The 16180-nt window shown below is 36.1% G+C and carries 17 protein-coding genes; 9 read left to right on the plus strand and 8 right to left on the minus strand.

Translation table 11 applies throughout. The features are described from left to right. Nucleotides 1–7: 7 nt before the first annotated feature. Nucleotides 8–511 carry a 5-(carboxyamino)imidazole ribonucleotide mutase gene (gene purE, locus WFH39_RS14120; protein WP_214590415.1) on the minus strand — a complete coding sequence of 168 codons (504 nt, stop codon included), beginning with the start codon at nucleotides 509–511 and terminating at the stop codon, nucleotides 8–10. Between the two features lie 145 nt (nucleotides 512–656). Here purE and WFH39_RS14125 point away from each other — a divergent pair, with 145 nt between their 5' ends. The 5 genes from WFH39_RS14125 to WFH39_RS14145 all read left to right on the plus strand — a co-directional run bounded on the left by WFH39_RS14125 (nucleotide 657) and on the right by WFH39_RS14145 (nucleotide 5391). Beyond that, complete coding sequence (locus WFH39_RS14125) at nucleotides 657–1562, plus strand: DMT family transporter (protein WP_336690448.1); 906 nt, start codon at nucleotides 657–659, stop codon at nucleotides 1560–1562. Nucleotides 1563–1653: 91 nt separating this feature from the next. After that, nucleotides 1654–2220, plus strand: a complete 567-nt coding sequence (locus WFH39_RS14130; protein WP_336690389.1) for a hypothetical protein — start codon at nucleotides 1654–1656, stop codon at nucleotides 2218–2220. 7 nt (nucleotides 2221–2227) lie between these two features. Beyond that, nucleotides 2228–4351 carry a cation:proton antiporter gene (locus WFH39_RS14135; protein ID WP_336690390.1) on the plus strand — a complete coding sequence of 708 codons (2124 nt, stop codon included), beginning with the start codon at nucleotides 2228–2230 and terminating at the stop codon, nucleotides 4349–4351. 62 nt (nucleotides 4352–4413) lie between these two features. Beyond that, nucleotides 4414–4851 carry a hypothetical protein gene (locus tag WFH39_RS14140; RefSeq protein ID WP_214590412.1) on the plus strand — a complete coding sequence of 146 codons (438 nt, stop codon included), beginning with the start codon at nucleotides 4414–4416 and terminating at the stop codon, nucleotides 4849–4851. A 30-nt stretch (nucleotides 4852–4881) separates the two neighbouring features. Further along, nucleotides 4882–5391, plus strand: coding sequence for a hypothetical protein (locus WFH39_RS14145; protein ID WP_336690391.1), 510 nt, complete (start codon nucleotides 4882–4884; stop codon nucleotides 5389–5391). A gap of 49 nt (nucleotides 5392–5440) precedes the next feature. Here the strand turns inward: WFH39_RS14145 and WFH39_RS14150 are convergent, their stop codons facing one another. Beyond that, the gene (locus tag WFH39_RS14150) at nucleotides 5441–6553 is read right to left on the minus strand and encodes a 5-(carboxyamino)imidazole ribonucleotide synthase (RefSeq protein ID WP_336690392.1); all 1113 of its coding nucleotides are present in this window, start codon (nucleotides 6551–6553) and stop codon (nucleotides 5441–5443) included. Nucleotides 6554–6685: 132 nt separating this feature from the next. Beyond that, nucleotides 6686–7231, minus strand: coding sequence for a DUF1543 domain-containing protein (locus WFH39_RS14155; RefSeq protein ID WP_336690393.1), 546 nt, complete (start codon nucleotides 7229–7231; stop codon nucleotides 6686–6688). Nucleotides 7232–7316: 85 nt separating this feature from the next. Here WFH39_RS14155 and WFH39_RS14160 point away from each other — a divergent pair, with 85 nt between their 5' ends. Both WFH39_RS14160 and WFH39_RS14165 read left to right on the plus strand, forming a co-directional pair. Further along, on the plus strand, nucleotides 7317–8147 hold the full coding sequence (locus WFH39_RS14160; protein WP_235130033.1) for a sulfite exporter TauE/SafE family protein: 831 nt from the start codon (nucleotides 7317–7319) through the stop codon (nucleotides 8145–8147). Continuing rightward, entirely contained in the window at nucleotides 8147–8530 is a 384-nt protein-coding gene (locus WFH39_RS14165; RefSeq protein ID WP_235130034.1) for a DUF1634 domain-containing protein, read from the plus strand. Before WFH39_RS14160 ends, WFH39_RS14165 begins: the two co-directional genes overlap by 1 nt. A gap of 2 nt (nucleotides 8531–8532) precedes the next feature. Here the strand turns inward: WFH39_RS14165 and bla are convergent, their stop codons facing one another. Genes bla through WFH39_RS14180 form a run of 3 tightly spaced genes read right to left on the minus strand, consistent with a single transcriptional unit; the run spans nucleotide 8533 to nucleotide 10234 of the window. Further along, the gene (bla, locus tag WFH39_RS14170; RefSeq protein WP_336690394.1) at nucleotides 8533–9390 is read right to left on the minus strand and encodes a subclass B3 metallo-beta-lactamase; all 858 of its coding nucleotides are present in this window, start codon (nucleotides 9388–9390) and stop codon (nucleotides 8533–8535) included. 23 nt (nucleotides 9391–9413) lie between these two features. Then, nucleotides 9414–9791 (minus strand): SMU1112c/YaeR family gloxylase I-like metalloprotein, encoded by a 378-nt coding sequence (gene gloA2 / locus WFH39_RS14175; protein ID WP_336690395.1) that lies wholly within the window; start codon nucleotides 9789–9791, stop codon nucleotides 9414–9416. Further along, the gene (locus tag WFH39_RS14180; RefSeq protein WP_336690396.1) at nucleotides 9791–10234 is read right to left on the minus strand and encodes a nuclear transport factor 2 family protein; all 444 of its coding nucleotides are present in this window, start codon (nucleotides 10232–10234) and stop codon (nucleotides 9791–9793) included. The genes gloA2 and WFH39_RS14180 overlap by 1 nt, the downstream gene beginning before the upstream one ends. A 340-nt stretch (nucleotides 10235–10574) precedes the next feature. On the opposite strand from WFH39_RS14180, the gene WFH39_RS14185 reads away from it, so the two are divergent. Beyond that, nucleotides 10575–11459, plus strand: coding sequence for an endonuclease/exonuclease/phosphatase family protein (locus WFH39_RS14185; protein WP_336690397.1), 885 nt, complete (start codon nucleotides 10575–10577; stop codon nucleotides 11457–11459). Nucleotides 11460–11632: 173 nt separating this feature from the next. Here WFH39_RS14185 and ahcY read toward each other — a convergent pair whose 3' ends face one another. Then, the gene (gene ahcY / locus WFH39_RS14190; protein WP_214590403.1) at nucleotides 11633–12946 is read right to left on the minus strand and encodes an adenosylhomocysteinase; all 1314 of its coding nucleotides are present in this window, start codon (nucleotides 12944–12946) and stop codon (nucleotides 11633–11635) included. A 243-nt stretch (nucleotides 12947–13189) separates the two neighbouring features. Between ahcY and WFH39_RS14195 the strand changes: the two genes are divergently transcribed. Continuing rightward, nucleotides 13190–13804: a 4'-phosphopantetheinyl transferase family protein gene (locus tag WFH39_RS14195; protein WP_336690398.1), complete on the plus strand. Its 615-nt coding sequence runs from the start codon at nucleotides 13190–13192 to the stop codon at nucleotides 13802–13804. Here WFH39_RS14195 and WFH39_RS14200 read toward each other — a convergent pair. Further along, on the minus strand, nucleotides 13785–16067 hold the full coding sequence (locus tag WFH39_RS14200; protein ID WP_336690399.1) for an FUSC family protein: 2283 nt from the start codon (nucleotides 16065–16067) through the stop codon (nucleotides 13785–13787). The two genes, WFH39_RS14195 and WFH39_RS14200, sit on opposite strands and share 20 nt — an antisense overlap. Nucleotides 16068–16180 lie beyond the last annotated feature (113 nt).

The raw sequence follows: 16180 nt of genomic DNA on the forward strand, positions 1-16180 counted from the left end.
TATTAAATTATTTATCAAAATGATTCGGATGTTTCTCTTTAATATCGTCCACGGTTCCCAGAACTTTATCCTTTAAAGAATCCTGATATTGCTGAAGGTTTTCAGCAACGGTTTCATCGGAGCTTCCGATAATTTTTGCAGCTAAAATTCCCGCATTCAAAGCACCGTTCAAAGCAACTGTAGCTACAGGAATTCCACCCGGCATCTGAAGAATTGATAATACAGAATCCCAACCGTCAATAGAGTTGCTCGATAAAATAGGAACTCCGATCACAGGTAAGGTTGTACAGCTCGCTACCATTCCCGGAAGGTGGGCTGCTCCTCCCGCTCCGGCAACAATTACTTTCAATCCCCTTTCTTTAGCAGTTTTCGCATAATCGAACATTCTTTCCGGTGTTCTGTGTGCAGAAACTACTGTCAGTTCATAAGGGATGTTCAGGGATTTTAAAAAATTTGCTGCCTGTTCCATGATTGGCAAGTCGCTCTGACTTCCCATTATTATTCCTACCATTTTTCAATTTATTAGATGTTCAAAGATAAAAAATTAAAAAACCTCACGCAAAAAGGCTTAAAAGTTGTTGGATAATATTGATGAAGCTCAGGAAAGCTTTTGAATGAACTTTTAATTGAATATATTTGCCGCTAAGACCACCATTTTGAAAGATTTTAAGCTTACTCTTGCCATTCTCACCGTTGCTGTTGTCTGGGGAACTACATTTTTATCAATCCGCGTTGCTGTTGAAACCATTCCGGCTTGGTTTGTTGCGGGAATCCGTCAGTTTCTGGCAGCCATTATCATGCTTTTCATTTTACTGTACAAAAAACAGTTTCAGTGGATCGGCTGGAAAAATCTGGGATATCAGCTTATTTTTTCTTTTTTAATGCTGATTATGGCAAACGGACTGACAACCGTTGCAGAAGAAACGCTGACGAGCAGTTTAACTTCATTAATGAGCGCAACTTCACCTATTGTTGTTTTTTTGGGAAGTGTTGCCATCGGATTGCAGAAATTCACCATTCGTGCAATGATCGGTCTTTTAATGTGTTTCGGAGGAATTTTATTTATCTTTTGGGACGGCATTAATGATCTTGCGAATCCGGATTACAGATTTGGGATTTTTCTTTTATTGATCGCCATTGCAGGATGGGCTTCAGGAACGATTTTTACGAAGAAAATGAATATCCAGAGTAAAAATATTTCACTGAACTTATTTTATCAGTTCGCGTTTGCCGGAATTATTCAGATTATTTTTGCTTTCCTTTTCACGGATAATTATAACTTCGAAAACTGGTCTGTAAAAAGTATTTCGGCAATGCTGTATCTTTCTGTTTTCGGCTCCGTAGCTGCTTTTTTTGCCTATCATTATGCTTTAACAAAGGTTTCTCCGGTTCAGGTTTCCATACTGGCTTATATCAATACTATTATTTCCATTTTCTTAAGCTGGATGATTCTTAATGAAGAAATTTCAGCTAAATTTATCATTGCAGCGATATTGATTATTTTGGGTGTTTTTGTTATTAATTACAATAGAGAAATGTTTAAAAAGCAACGAATCGCTTAAAAATTAATCTGAATTATTACCATTCACACAAAAATAGAGGCTCTAAACTTTCCGTTTTTTTTCTTATATTGTTTTCACCAAGTTATTCAATATGATAAAAAACGCCTTATTTGCAGTTTCTGCTATTCTACTGCTTTTAACGAGCTGCGACAATAGAAAAAAGGAAAATGACCTTACTTTAAGAGAGCAGCAATTACTGGAAAAAGAAAAATCATTTGCCCAGAAGGAATCTGAATATCAGTCTCTTTTAAAAATGAGAGACAGTATTTTTGCTAAAAAAGATTCGGTGAAAATTGTAGTCTGGCCTGCTGAAATCGCCGGATCGTGGACAGGAAAAGTGATCTGTACAGAGTCCAACTGCAGCGATTATGTAGTCGGCGATCAGCGTACCGATACATGGGAATTCGACAGTGATTCTATCCAGCTTGTAACCAAAATCATCAACAATAATAATCTGGTAAGGCTCTACTCCGGAAAATTTGAAAATAACGAGGCAAAGCTAAATTTTAAAACAGATTCTGCTTCAAAAAAACAGGTTGAAATGAATGTTATCTTGAATGACTTTTCAGCCAATAAAATAAGAGGGACAAGAACCATTTCAACAGACAATAACTGTACTGCAAAGTTCTCTGTAGAATTAGTACGTTCCACCAAATAAACACACAATGACTTTACTGAGCATACACAACCTGAGTCTTCCCATCGAAGATCCGGTACTTAAATTTCTTCTGGTTTTAATTATTATTCTTGCCGCACCATTGCTTTTGAATAAGATAAAAGTCCCGCATCTGCTGGGATTGATTATTGCAGGGGCTGTCATCGGTCCGAACGGTTTTAATGTTCTGGCGAGAGAAAGCAGTATTGTGGTGACGGGAACTACCGGACTGCTTTACATCATGTTTCTTGCAGGGCTGGAAATAGACATGGGCGATTTCAAAAAAAATAAATGGAAAAGTCTCACCTTCGGAATTTATACCTTTACGGTTCCCTTTGTTTTGGGGTATTTCGGAGCCTATTATATTCTGCATTTTTCGGTTCTGACTTCGGTTCTTTTTGCCAGTTTATTTTCGTCTCACACCTTAATTGCGTATCCTTTAGTCAGTAAATTGGGCATTGCAAAAAATTCCGCAGTGAACATTACTGTCGGCGGAACGATGATTACGGATATTCTTGCGCTTTTGGTTCTTGCCGTGATTGTAGGAATGTCGCAGGGTGATGTCGGCACAGAATTCTGGGTGAAACTTTCTGTCTCATTTGTGGTTTTCGGATTGGTCGTTCTTATGATTTTCCCAATGATCGGACGTTGGTTCTTTAAAAAAGTCGATGACAAAATTTCACAGTATATTTTTGTTCTGGTGATGATCTATCTCGCGGCTTTACTGGCAGAATTGGCAGGTGTGGAAGCTATTATCGGAGCTTTCTTTGCAGGATTGGCTTTAAACAGACTGATTCCTCACACCTCATCGCTGATGAACCGTGTAGAATTTGTAGGAAATGCGATCTTCATTCCTTTTTTCCTGATCAGTGTAGGAATGCTGATTGATTTTAAAGTGTTTTTTAAAAGCTGGGAAACTTTGGAAGTCGCCGCAATTATGCTTGTTGCTTCAATTGGCGGAAAATATCTTTCGGCGGTAGCTACACAGAAAACATTCAGGCTTACCAAAGAAGAAGGAAAGCTGATTTTCGGGCTGAGTTCGGCATCGGCGGCTGCAACATTGGCTTCAGTAATGGTAGGTTACAATATCATTCTTTCGGAAACGGAAACGGGAGAACCGATCAGATTATTAAATGAACACGTTCTGAACGGAAGTATTCTGCTGATTCTGATTTCATGTACGATATCATCTTTTGTTTCGATGGCAAGTGCACAGAAAATAGCGGAACAGGACAATGAAGATACAGTTTCCGGAAATACACATGAAGAGGAAAATATTCTTTTAGCTTTAAATTATGAAGCCACCGTTGAAAGAATGGTGAATCTGGGAATTTTAATTAAAGCCCATTCTAACACAGAAAATATATTTGCGCTGAACGTCATTAACGAAGATAAAAATGAATCTTCCGTAAAAAATGCCGAAAAACTGCTGCACAGCGCTACAGATACGGCTGCTGCCGCAGATGTGAAAATTCAGCCACTGAAAAGATACGATAATGATGTCATCAACGGAGTGAATAACGTTATTAAAGAGCAGAATATTACCGATATCATCATCGGACTGGAAGATGAAAAAGGTTTTTCTCCTTCTTTTGTGTACAATCTTTACAACGGCTATCTTCAGAACGATCATGTGAATGTTTTGGTGTATCACGCTGCACAACCTCTGTCGACCATCAAAAAATATGCGGTGATGATTCCCGAAAACGCCCACAAAGAAGCAGGTTTCTTTCATGCGCTTTTAAGGGTTTGGAATATTGCCAGAAACTCCGGGGCAACGATTGTTTTTTATGCTTCGGAAACTATTCTGGACATTCTTCAGAAAATTATTAAAAAAGCCAATATTGAAGCTGAATTTATTATTATGAATTCTTGGAAAGACGGCGAAAAAACCGCTGCGGAACTTAAAGAAGATGAAGCTTTAATTGTTTTTATGGCTAAAAGAGGCATGAAATCCTACATTCCGCAGATGAGACTGATTCCGGAACTTTTAAACAGAAACCTTCGCGACAATAATTATTTGTTGGTTTTCCCTTTCTCCGAATTTGATGAAAATGATGTGGAAAAACGTTCTGTAGGAAATCATGACGATTTTATGGAAATCGGAAATGTGATTAAGAAGATTTTTAAGTAAGAATTGTATATTATATTCAAATAATATTTATATTTCACTTATTAAAAACTAATTACCAAATCATGAATGAAACAGAAAGAATCAACGAAGATTTAAGGCAATATAAATTATTTAAAATCCAGAGAGTAAATACTCATGAACAAAAATTCAAAGAGCTAAAGAATGATTTTGTCAAAATTCAAAAAAATGAAATTTTGAATTACTTGATCGCTTTTCTTAATATGGCTGTTATAGTTCTATCACTATACAATCTCTTCAAATTATTCACCGTAAGTAATTATTTTGATAGTAATTCGGAACTCGTTATTTTTAATATTTTTTCGATATTAATATTTTCTTTATTCTTAACGTATAAATTTTGGAATTTTAATCTTAAACTTAAAAAATATATCAAAACAGCAGAGAACGCACAAAGTTATTTTCAAAACGAAAGTGAAAATTTGAGAAGTAATTATGAAAATTATGTAGATCATTATTTAAATGATATCAAAAGAAAATAAAGACATTAATTTTAGAAATAGTTCAAGTAAATGAAATTTACCTATATAATCTGTTTTATACTATTCTTTGGAACATATGAATACAATTATGCCTGTGATTGTAATTATGAAGGAAGTTTTCTTAAAATGTCTTTAAATTCAAAATTAATCACTGTAGTTAAAGTAAAAAAGTTTATTACCTTCAAAGATATTTATGATGAGCAGGTTCCAATGTCTATGGAAGTTGAAGTTATTGAAGTTGTAAAAGGAAAAGAATCCAGAAAGACATTTATCATTTGGGGAGATAATGGAAATCTCTGTAGACCTTATCTTTCTTCATTTCAACAAGGCAAATACTACATCATGAGTCTTAATGCTGCGAGTGACGGAAGTAAGAATAACCATTTTCACACCAAAGAAAGACCAAAAGATTATTATATTTCAGCTTGCGGATGTTATTGGCTTACATTTAATAAAGATTCAAAAACAGTTTATGGAGATATTTCAAAAAATAAAAAAGAAATGAAGCTTACAGAGTTAAAAAATAAAATTAAAAACTAAAAAAGACTGCCTTCTCAAGCAGTCTTTTTCAATGATGTTAATCGTGAAATTATTCGGAAATAACTCTTACCATTTCTTTTACCATTACCAGTTTTTCCATCAATTCCTCTCTGGATTCTGCCAGAACATTAATGTGCCCCATTTTTCTTCCCGGTTTCGTTTCTGTTTTTCCGTATAGGTGAACATAAGTTTCAGGAAGTCTTAAAACGTCTTCCATTCCTTCATAAACCACTTTTCCGGAAAAACCTTCTGCGCCCACCAGATTCAGCATTCCGCTGTAGATAATGGCATCCGTATCTGCCAAAGGTAAATTTTTTACCACGCGGTACATCTGCTCAAACTGTGAATTCGCATTTCCTTCCTGACTTTGATGTCCTGAATTGTGAAGTCGCGGAGCCGTTTCGTTTACCCAGACTTTTCCTTCTTTATCTAAAAACAGTTCGATGGCGAAAAGTCCCGGAGAATGAATTGCATTGAGGAATTTTTCTGTGATCGAATTGATCTGCTCCTCAATTTCTTCGGTTAAAAAAACGGGACAGATGTTGAAATCCAGAAGATTAAGCTTCGGATCGGCAACCATTTCCGTTACAGGGAAAGTTTTTGTTTCTCCGTTTTCATTTCTGGCAACAATTACGGAAAGTTCTTTATCAATATCCACTAACTTTTCGATCACAGAATCCTGTATCCAGAGATTTTTCATGTCTTCATTGGTACGGATTACCTGAACGCCTTTTCCGTCGTAACCTCCTGTGTTCATTTTCTGTACAAACGGCAGAGGCATTTTAATTTCATCGGAACTTCCATCCATTACTTCAAATTCAGGACTTGGAATATCGTGTTGAGCATAAAATTGTTTCTGAAGAATCTTTTGTTGAATCGTTTTAATGATTTTAGAATTCGGAACGACTTTTATCCCCTGATTTTCAAGTTCGGCAAGAGCATCCGCATTTACGTGCTCAATTTCGATGGTTACCACATCTTTATCCTTACCGAAATTCAGAACGGTTTCATAATCGTTGAAATTTCCCTGGGTAAAGTAGGAAATATTATGACAGGGTGCATCTGAAGCAGGATCCAGCGTATAAAATTCATCGTCGTATTTCAATGCTTCCTGAATCAGCATTCGTCCGAGCTGTCCTCCTCCTAAAATTCCAATTTTCATTTTTTACTTTTATTTTCTGTTAGATTTTATATCGTTTAAAATTTAACGCTAAGCAGGCAGAGAGTTTTTTGAAAAATTCACTCATTATTTTTCACTCGCAAAGGCGTTTCACTCAGTTATGAGCATTATATTTTATTGAATTTTATCAATTTTCAGATATCCCAGTTCCACTACGTTTTCCTGATTTTCAGCATTGGATTTTATTAATGAAATAGAATATTTTTCTTTCATTTTTTCAGGAAGAATATCATTTACCTTGAAAATATCATCAATGTCTACACCGTGTTTATCATCAATATGACTTTCCGCTCCTTTGAATCCCATCGTTTTATAAAATTCTGTAGCTTTTGCTCTTTTGGTAACTTCCGCCATCGAATTTCCAACCATTAAATGCTGTTCATGAAATTCTTCAAAGAAACCTCTTTTATATCCTCCAAGGTTAATAAAATAAAGCTGTTCTTCAGATGTTTTCCCCCCTTTTTCTGTAATTTTCACTTCATAGCCATCAATAAAACGCACTTCCTGATAACAGTCGATGTGGATTTTAGCATCTTTCCAGAACTCTTTCATATCCGGAACCAGATCTTTCAGGCTTTCCGCAATTCCGAAGAAGACATCGTGCTGCTCTATATTTCGCCCTTTCGGAGTAGCTCCGAGGATGATATAAAATAATTTCATATAAAATTTTGTTTATGCAAAAATACGTCAAATTTATCTTTTTTAAACGTTTGGCAGACTAACGCAATAGTTTTATATTTGTAACATGTCAGAAATCATCATTCTCTTTCTTGGAGCCATTTCGGCAGGACTTCTGGGTTCTTTGACCGGATTGGGAGGAGGAGTTATCATCATTCCTTTATTAACGCTGGGTTTCGGCGTTCCTATGCATTACGCCATCGGTGCTTCTCTCATCTCTGTTATCGGAACTTCTTCCGGTGCGGCAGTAGCTTTTGTAAAAGAAGGCTTTACCAATATGAGAGTCGGGATGTTTTTAGAAATAGCCACTACTTCAGGAGCCATCGTCGGAGCTTTGGTTTCAGGTATGCTAAATCCTAATACGATCGGAATTATTTTCGCGAGTATTCTTCTTTTAACGGTTATTTTAAATTTAAAAGGGAAACCGGATCATCAGGAACCTATTATTAAAGGAAGTCTGGAAGAAAAATTAAAATTATTCGGAACTTTTCCGGATAAAGGGGTGGTGAAAAGTTATTCTGCAAGAAATACAGTTCCGGGATTTCTGATGATGATGTTCGCAGGAGCCATGTCCGGATTGCTGGGAATCGGTTCCGGCGCGCTGAAAGTTCTGGCAATGGACAATATGATGAAACTGCCTTTTAAAGTTTCTACGACTACGAGTAACTTTATGATCGGAGTAACAGCGGTTGCGAGTGCGCTGATCTATTTTCAGAGAGGTGAAATTATTCCTGTGATTGCAGCTCCGGTTCTTATTGGGGTTGTGGTAGGAAGTTTTATCGGATCTAAAACACTGATGGTTTCCAAGACCAAAAAGTTAAAAACATTCTTTGCCATTGTCATCACAATTCTTTCAATCTACATGATGTATAACGGTATCAATAAAAGCTTCAGATAATGAGAAAAAATTTCACGGATGTCGATCTGAACCGTTCTGTAGGGAATTTGCTGAGACTGGGAGTTATTCTTTCTGTTGCAACATCGTTAATCGGCTTTATTAAACTTTTTACGGAGGGCTTTAAAATGCCTGAAAAATATACTTCCCTTGATATGGGAGAATCTTCTGAAAAAGTCTGGGGACACTTCTGGCATTCGCTGTGTAAAGGCGAAGGAATGGCGATTATCCAGTTGGGAATTCTTCTTTTGGTGTTCACTCCGTTAATGAGAATTATTTTCGCATTGATTGGTTATTTAAAAGAAAAAGACTACATCTACGTAGTCATTTCTTCTATTGTTCTGGCGATTATGGCAATCAGTTTTTTTACGGGGTACGCGCATTAGATTTATTCAGATTTTTTCTTTAAAAAATCTTTTTCCAGAGATTCAATTTCATCTGAATATTCTTTTTTGTTCATAAAGACAGCAGGATTATACGGATCTTTTGGCTTGTGTTTTTCATGAAGATCAAACTGACTCGCGTGAGAAGCAACCCAAATATCAAAATCCAGATTTTTCATGGCATTTAAAGTATATTCATAATCTTTTTCGATAGAGGGATATGCAGTAACTTCGGAAAACTTTTTATCCACGATAATGGTCGGCATATTTGCAATTAAAACTTTATAGCTTCTTTTGCTGTCCTTTGTTTCAAACAAAAAACTACATGATCCTTTGGTATGACCGGGATGATGAAGCATGGTTAATTTTGCATCTCCAAGAGTCACCACATTTTTATCTTTTAAAATATAATCAGGTTTTACAGGTTTAAAAGTAACACCGTATTTTCCCAGTTCATAATCCGATTTTCCGCCGCTTTTCAGTACATCTGCATCGGCTTCGTCAACATATAATTTGGCTCCGGTTTCTTTTTTAATGTCTGCCATTGCGCCCAAATGATCGTAATGCGCCTGTGTAAGCAGCAATATTTTAGTATCCTGATATTTAAAGCCCAGTTTTTTAATATTATTTTTAATAATCGGAAGCGAGTCTGCTAATCCTGTATTGATTAAGACATTTCCTTTATTTGTTACAATAAGGTATGAGGCAAGATCATATGTTCCTACATAATACAGATTTCCTGCAATTCTGAACGGTTCGTAAGATTGTGACCATTCTTCAGGATGATCTTTCGGCTCATTAACTTTCTGCGCATTGATATGGGTTAAAGCAAATGCTGCAAGAATTACGACAATTTTTTTCATGATTAATTTAAGTTTTTTAAAAATTACATTTCATAAAATTCCAGCGGAAGCTGATCAGGATCCTGTGTAAAGAAAAATTCTTTTCCGGTGTATTCGTCTATCCTTATTTCTTCGCATTCCAACCCTTTTTGAATTAATTCTTCCCGCTTTTCTCTCACATTTTCAACCGAAAAAGCAAGATGTCTTAAACCGCATGATTCCGGTCTGGAAGGTCGTTGCGGAGGATTCTGAAACGAAAACAATTCAATGACATAATGATCTCCAATGGCAAGATCGAGCTTGTAAGACTGTCTTTCTTCACGGTAAACTTCACGAATAATATTTAAGCCTAAGATCTCTGTATAGAATTTTTTAGAAACTTCGTAATCTGAACAGATAATGGCAATATGATGAATTTTCATTATTTAATTTCTTTACAGTTATCTGTTCTTCGGGTATCAATTACATACTGTATTTTCCACTCTTTCCCTATTTTAATAAGCTGAAAACTGTTAACTCCACAGTGAGAAAATTTTTTCTTGTAGTAGAATGAATATGGTGTAAAAACGCTCGCAAGTTTTCCGTCGGTATGAATGGCTTCAATGGTAATTTTTTCTTCGAGATCTCCTTTTGCCATTTGGGCAGCAGAATTTACAAAAGCTTCAATATCTTCAGTTTTTACGCCGTCTTTCGTAATGGTCTGAAGAATTGCGCTGCCTGCAAAAGCAGTGTGCATCATTTCCGGATCGGAGTTTTTCATTCCGGTAAATAAATCTCGGATTGGTTTTTCAATTTCTGCATTCTGATTTTGCTGTCCAAAGCAAAGAGTTCCCAATAACAGGGAAACAGCCCATATTTTGTTCATACGTTAGATTTTTTTATCTGAAGGTTTAAAAATAACCAAATTTTAAATTTACTTTCAAATGAATTAATAAAGTTTAAAGAACAATTCGTTTGAAAGCTTATAAAATTACACTAAATTTATCTGTTATTTAAAAAAATATATGTGGATATTTTACCTGAGTCTCACTGTTTTATTATTCATCCTGACCATCCTGCCCAAGATTCAACATTCACACTGGGTTTTCCGTGTACCTGAATTTGGGAAGATACAGATCACATTTTTTACTGTTTTCACCTTTATTCTAGGTTTTTTTGTCAGTCATTCAGAATACTTATGGTATTTTCAGGGGCTTTTAATCTTAATGTTTGTTCATCACAGTATCATTCTGATTAAATATACTCCGCTTTATCCCGTTAAGAAATTTTCTCAGAAGTATAAGTCTTCAGATAAAGTGCATTTTATTTCAGCCAATGTATATCAGTTCAACACAGAATACGACAGGTTTATTGAGCTGATCGAAAAATGTAAGCCTGATATGTTCCTGACTATGGAAAGTAATGGAGACTGGGAAAAAGCATTGCGAAAACTGGAAAAAGAGTATCCTTTTCAGCATAAAGTAACACTGGAAAATACGTACGGGATGCATTTTTATTCGAAATTAAAAATTGAAAGCTCTCAAACTCATTATTTCGTGGCTGATGATATTCCAAGTATAGAAGCGCATCTGAAAACCAAGGACGGATTTTCTTTCGTTTTCTTCGGAGTTCATCCGCCACCGCCAAGTCCGACGGAAGAGGAAACTTCCAAAGAAAGAGACGGAGATCTTCTGAGTACCGCCAAAAGAGTAACCGAAATAAAGAAACCGGTGATTGTTGTGGGAGATTTTAATAATGTGGCGTGGTCTAAATCATCCATTCTTTTCAGGAAAACAAGTCATCTTATCGATCCGAGAATCGGGCGTTCTTTTGTTTCCACTTTCCATGCCAAATACCGTTTGCTGAGATTTCCGATCGACCTGATGTTCCACAGTGAAGAAATTTTTATTGAAGACCTGAAAACACTCGATAATTTCGGTTCAGATCATCTTCCGGTTTTCTGTGAATTTTTTATTGATTATGAACAAGAAGAAGAGCAGGAGGAGCGAATTGATTACGCTACGGAAGAAGAGAAAGCTGAAGCCGAAGAAATGATTGAGGAAGGAAAAAAAGAAGACGGAGAGCGTGATGCAGTAGTAACGGAAGGATAACAAGACTGTAATTATCCTTGATGAGTTCTGCGTTTAGAAAAGAGTGTAAAATACCCTCATATGTAGTAAGAGATATTCTATTGGAGTTTTTTAGATTCCGGCGGCGAAGCCGCCGGAATCTAAAAAACTCTCCTGAAAAGGAGAGTTTCAATATATAAAAGCAAATATGCTTATTAGTATCTGTAATATTCAGGCTTGAATGGACCTTTCACATCCACACCGATATATTCAGCCTGCTCAGGAGAAAGAGTTTCCAGTTCAACGCTTAATTTCTTAAGGTGAAGAGCCGCTACTTTTTCATCCAGATGTTTAGGCAACATATATACTTCGTTTCCATAAGCTTCAGAATTGTTCCAAAGTTCGATCTGAGCCAAAGTCTGGTTAGAGAAAGAGTTAGACATTACAAAACTTGGGTGTCCTGTTGCACATCCTAAGTTTACCAGTCTGCCTTCCGCAAGAATAATCACTTCTTTACCTTCTACAGTATAGATATCTACCTGAGGTTTTACTTCAGATTTTGTGTGACCGTAGTTTTCGTTTAACCAAGCCATGTCGATTTCGTTATCGAAATGTCCGATGTTACAAACGATCGCTTTATCTTTCATTTTAAGGAAATGTTCTCCTCTTACGATGTTGAAGTTACCTGTTGTTGTGATGATGATATCTGCGTTATCCACTACAGTATCCAATCTTTTCACTTCGTAACCGTCCATTGCAGCCTGAAGCGCACAAATAGGATCAATTTCAGTAACCGTAACGATAGAACCAGCACCTCTGAAAGATGCAGCAGTACCTTTACCTACATCTCCGTATCCACATACAACCACTCTTTTTCCGGCTAACATTACGTCTGTAGCTCTTCTTACAGCATCTACTGCAGATTCTTTACATCCGTATTTGTTATCGAATTTAGATTTTGTTACAGAATCGTTTACGTTAATAGCAGGCATTACTAAAGTTCCGTTCTTCATTCTTTCGTACAATCTGTGAACACCTGTTGTCGTTTCTTCAGAAAGACCTTTGATTCCTGCAGTAAGTTCAGGGAACTTATCAAAAACCATATTGGTTAAATCTCCACCGTCATCAAGGATCATGTTCAATGGTTTTCTGTCTTCACCAAAGAAAATAGTCTGCTCTATACACCAGTCAAATTCCTCAGCGTTCATACCTTTCCAAGCGTAAACCGGAATTCCTGCAGCAGCAATGGCAGCAGCAGCGTGATCCTGTGTAGAGAAAATATTACAAGAAGACCATGTAACTTCAGCACCTAAAGCTACTAATGTCTCGATAAGTACAGCTGTCTGGATCGTCATGTGAAGACATCCTGCGATTCTTGCACCTTTTAACGGCTGAGACGGTCCGTATTCTTCACGAATCGCCATCAAACCAGGCATTTCCGCTTCAGCAAGGGTAATTTCTTTTCTTCCCCATTCTGCAAGGGAGATGTCCTTAACTTTATAAGGCATGTATTGTGTTGTAGTACTCATATGAATGAATAAGTTTAAATTCAATTGATAATGTGCAAAATTACAATTAATAATTTAGATAAAAAAACGCTGTTCTCTCAAGAATTATATGATATTAAGCATATTATAGTGATTTTTATTGCGTTTTAGATAACAACATTTAAGATAATAGATAATATAAATCTGAATTTAATAATTTTACTAATCACTAAAGTCAAAATACGATTCGCAGGAAATTATTATTTTAGCAGAATAAATTAATACATGCCACTTTACCGCGATTTTTCTGATGATAATGCCACAATTCTTGTATGGAAATATGATGAACAGGAACAATTGGATATCAATGAACTTCTGGAGCCGGAAAATGCCGATAAAGTAAAAGATTATCATCCCAAAAAATTACTGGAGGTTTTAATGGTGAGAAAATTATTAAAATCTCTGAAACCCCAGTCTAAGATTCTCTACAAAGAAAGAGAACCTTTTTTATCTCCGAAAGATGCGGAAATATCCATTACGCATTCATTTCCTTTTGCAGCCATCGCTATTTCAAAGAATAAAATAGGAATAGATATTGAGAAATTTAATCCTAAAATTTTAAGAGTAATCGATAAATTTACCTACGAAAATGAACGTGGATTTATTCCATTTGATAATGAGGTAACCTTTTACACGATTATCTGGAGTGTTAAAGAAAGTATGTATAAAATTCATCATTCCAAACATTGGTCGCTGAAAAAGCATTATGAAGTGAAGCCTTTTGAACTGAAATACCTTCACCATATCAAATGCAGGGTTCATGATGATAAAATCTCAGATGAATTCAAAGCAAGGGTAGAATTTTTCGACGATTACTGCTTTACGATTGTTGAAGAATAGGATTGCCCTTTTCAACAGAATCCGTTTCATTTCTGTATTTTTCAATTACTTTTCGCTGTTCTTTGGCAACGTCAAAGATCAGTTCCAGAACATCGTGAATATTTTTAAGCTCCGTTAAATGAGAAATTTTATTCGGATCCCGTACATCATACGCTTCGTTTTCTGTAAGTTCGGTTTTTCTTTTTAAAATTAAATCTTCCAGAGAGGAATCTTCGGGTTCAATGCGGCTTTCCTTTTTTAGTTCTTCTGTTATGGTATCTCCATGCAAAAGAATAGAAACTTTCTGCATTTCGGCTTCTATTTTTCTGCTCCAGCTTTCTGCATCAATTTCAGGATATTTTTCGTCATCTTTTACATATTGCGAAAGGGAAGCGGTGTAGGCTGTAATAAGATGCGATGTTGCGACAAACTGATGTACGACTTCAAGTTTTTTCTGCTGATTTTTAGGATCGGAAATCATTCTCTGGAAATTGTCGGAAAGATTTGCCAGTGAAATGATGGCATTTTTGCGCTTTACTTTATAATCTTCAAGGTCATGGTTTTCTTCTAAAAACTTGGAAATCACGCTTTGAAAATAACTAAGATTGGCTTCGGCAGATTTCTTCATCAGATCCAGATTTTGGGTATGCTCCCAAACCGGAAGAACGATGTAGGCAACCAGAGACGTAATTATTGCTGCAATAATGGTATCTACAATTCTGTCTTTAAAAATGATGTTGACTTTTCCCGGACTTAAAAAATTAAAGCTCAGAAAGATGTAAATCGTCATAAACAGAACTGCCCAGAAATATTTCCCCTTCAGAAAGCTGAAACACATAATCATGCTTAATAAAAGAATGGTAAATAAAACTTCATTAATGTGGATGAAATGCAGAATTCCATAAGCTATCACAGCTCCGGCGACAGTTCCGTACAACCGGAGAAGATTTCTCTGTTTGGTAATGGAGTAGGCGGGTTTTAAGATCGCAACAATGGTAATTAAAATCCAATACGTGTGTCCGATTCCTAAAAACTGGAATAGTGAAAATAAATATCCCAATAATAACGCAATCGTAATTCTCAACGCATGTCTGAAATGAGATGACGAAAGTGAAATATTGTTTCTCAAGACTCTGAAATTCAGTTTTTCCTCATTGGGCATGAACTTTTTAAGATCCAGACCTGTAGAAAGACTTTTTGCAAGTTTTACATTCTGGGAGAAAACTTTATAAATCTCATCGATTTCTTTGGTAATTTCATTAATGCGCATCAGAATCTGGCGCAACACCATAAAATTTTCGAAATTTTCAGGGGATATTTTTTTGTTTCTGAGATCGAAATAATTATGATTTAAATTACTCAGCTCAGAGTCGAGATTGAACAATGGTTTTGCTCTCGTCCCGACTTGCAGGGCGATTCCGATATTGGTAATTTCTTCAGCAAGAAGATTGAGATAATCGTGAATATCTACCAGAATGGTGGTGTCGTCAAAAATCTGCTGCAGTTTCTGATAATCGCTTTCGGAAGTCATCAGTTTTTCGTGAAGATCCATTGAGTTCAGGAACATCAGCATCAATAGACGGCTTGTTGTGGTAGATTCGTTTACGATGGTTCTGGTTTTGAAAACCGTTTCTCTGGTTTCTTCCTGAAGGTTCTTGATCCCGATCTGTTTGGCGATAACCTGCGTAGTCAGTTTGTCAAAATCCGGATTTTTCTGGTAATAATTGGCTTTGATTTTTAAAAATTCAGCCAATTGAAGATAATTTTCTCCAATCATCTGACTTGCCAGTTTATAAGGCTGAATGGTCGTTACAACAAGAAATATCAATAGAAACCAAATACATCCTGAAGCAAAGATCAGTAGGCTTTTAAAAATATTTCCTCCTGTTAAATGTCCGTCAATAAAGATTGCAAGAACCACCAATGATAAAGAACCAACGGCAGCTAATCTCTGTCCGTAAACTCCGATCAGGGAAAAGAACATTCCGAAAACAATAATTTCTGCAAAAACGAGAATTTTAAAGTTCATCACAAGGCTTGCAATCGTTGCAACGAATACAAAGCAGAATATGGCAAACGTTAATGCATTTCTTCTTCTGATGAAAGGTCCCGGCTGATCTGTTAAAGCAACAAAGCTGGTTCCGAGAGGAAAGAGAAAATATTCTTTGAGAATTCCGAAGTGGGCGAGAACAAGACAGGGCAGAACGGTAGCCAGTGTAATTCTGATCGCAGAATATACATATTGACTGGTTACGAATTTTTTGAGTTCTGCAGAGTAGTTCATGCTACAAAAATAAGAGTTAAATGTGAATTGTAAGTTTTACTTTATACCGTAATCATTAAATTTTTGAAAAATTTTAAAATGAGAACGTCAATTTTACTTCGCCAGTTAAATGT

Source organism: Chryseobacterium sp. MMO-72 (assembly GCF_037146035.1).
Classification (GTDB): Bacteria; Bacteroidota; Bacteroidia; order Flavobacteriales; family Weeksellaceae; genus Chryseobacterium; species Chryseobacterium indicum.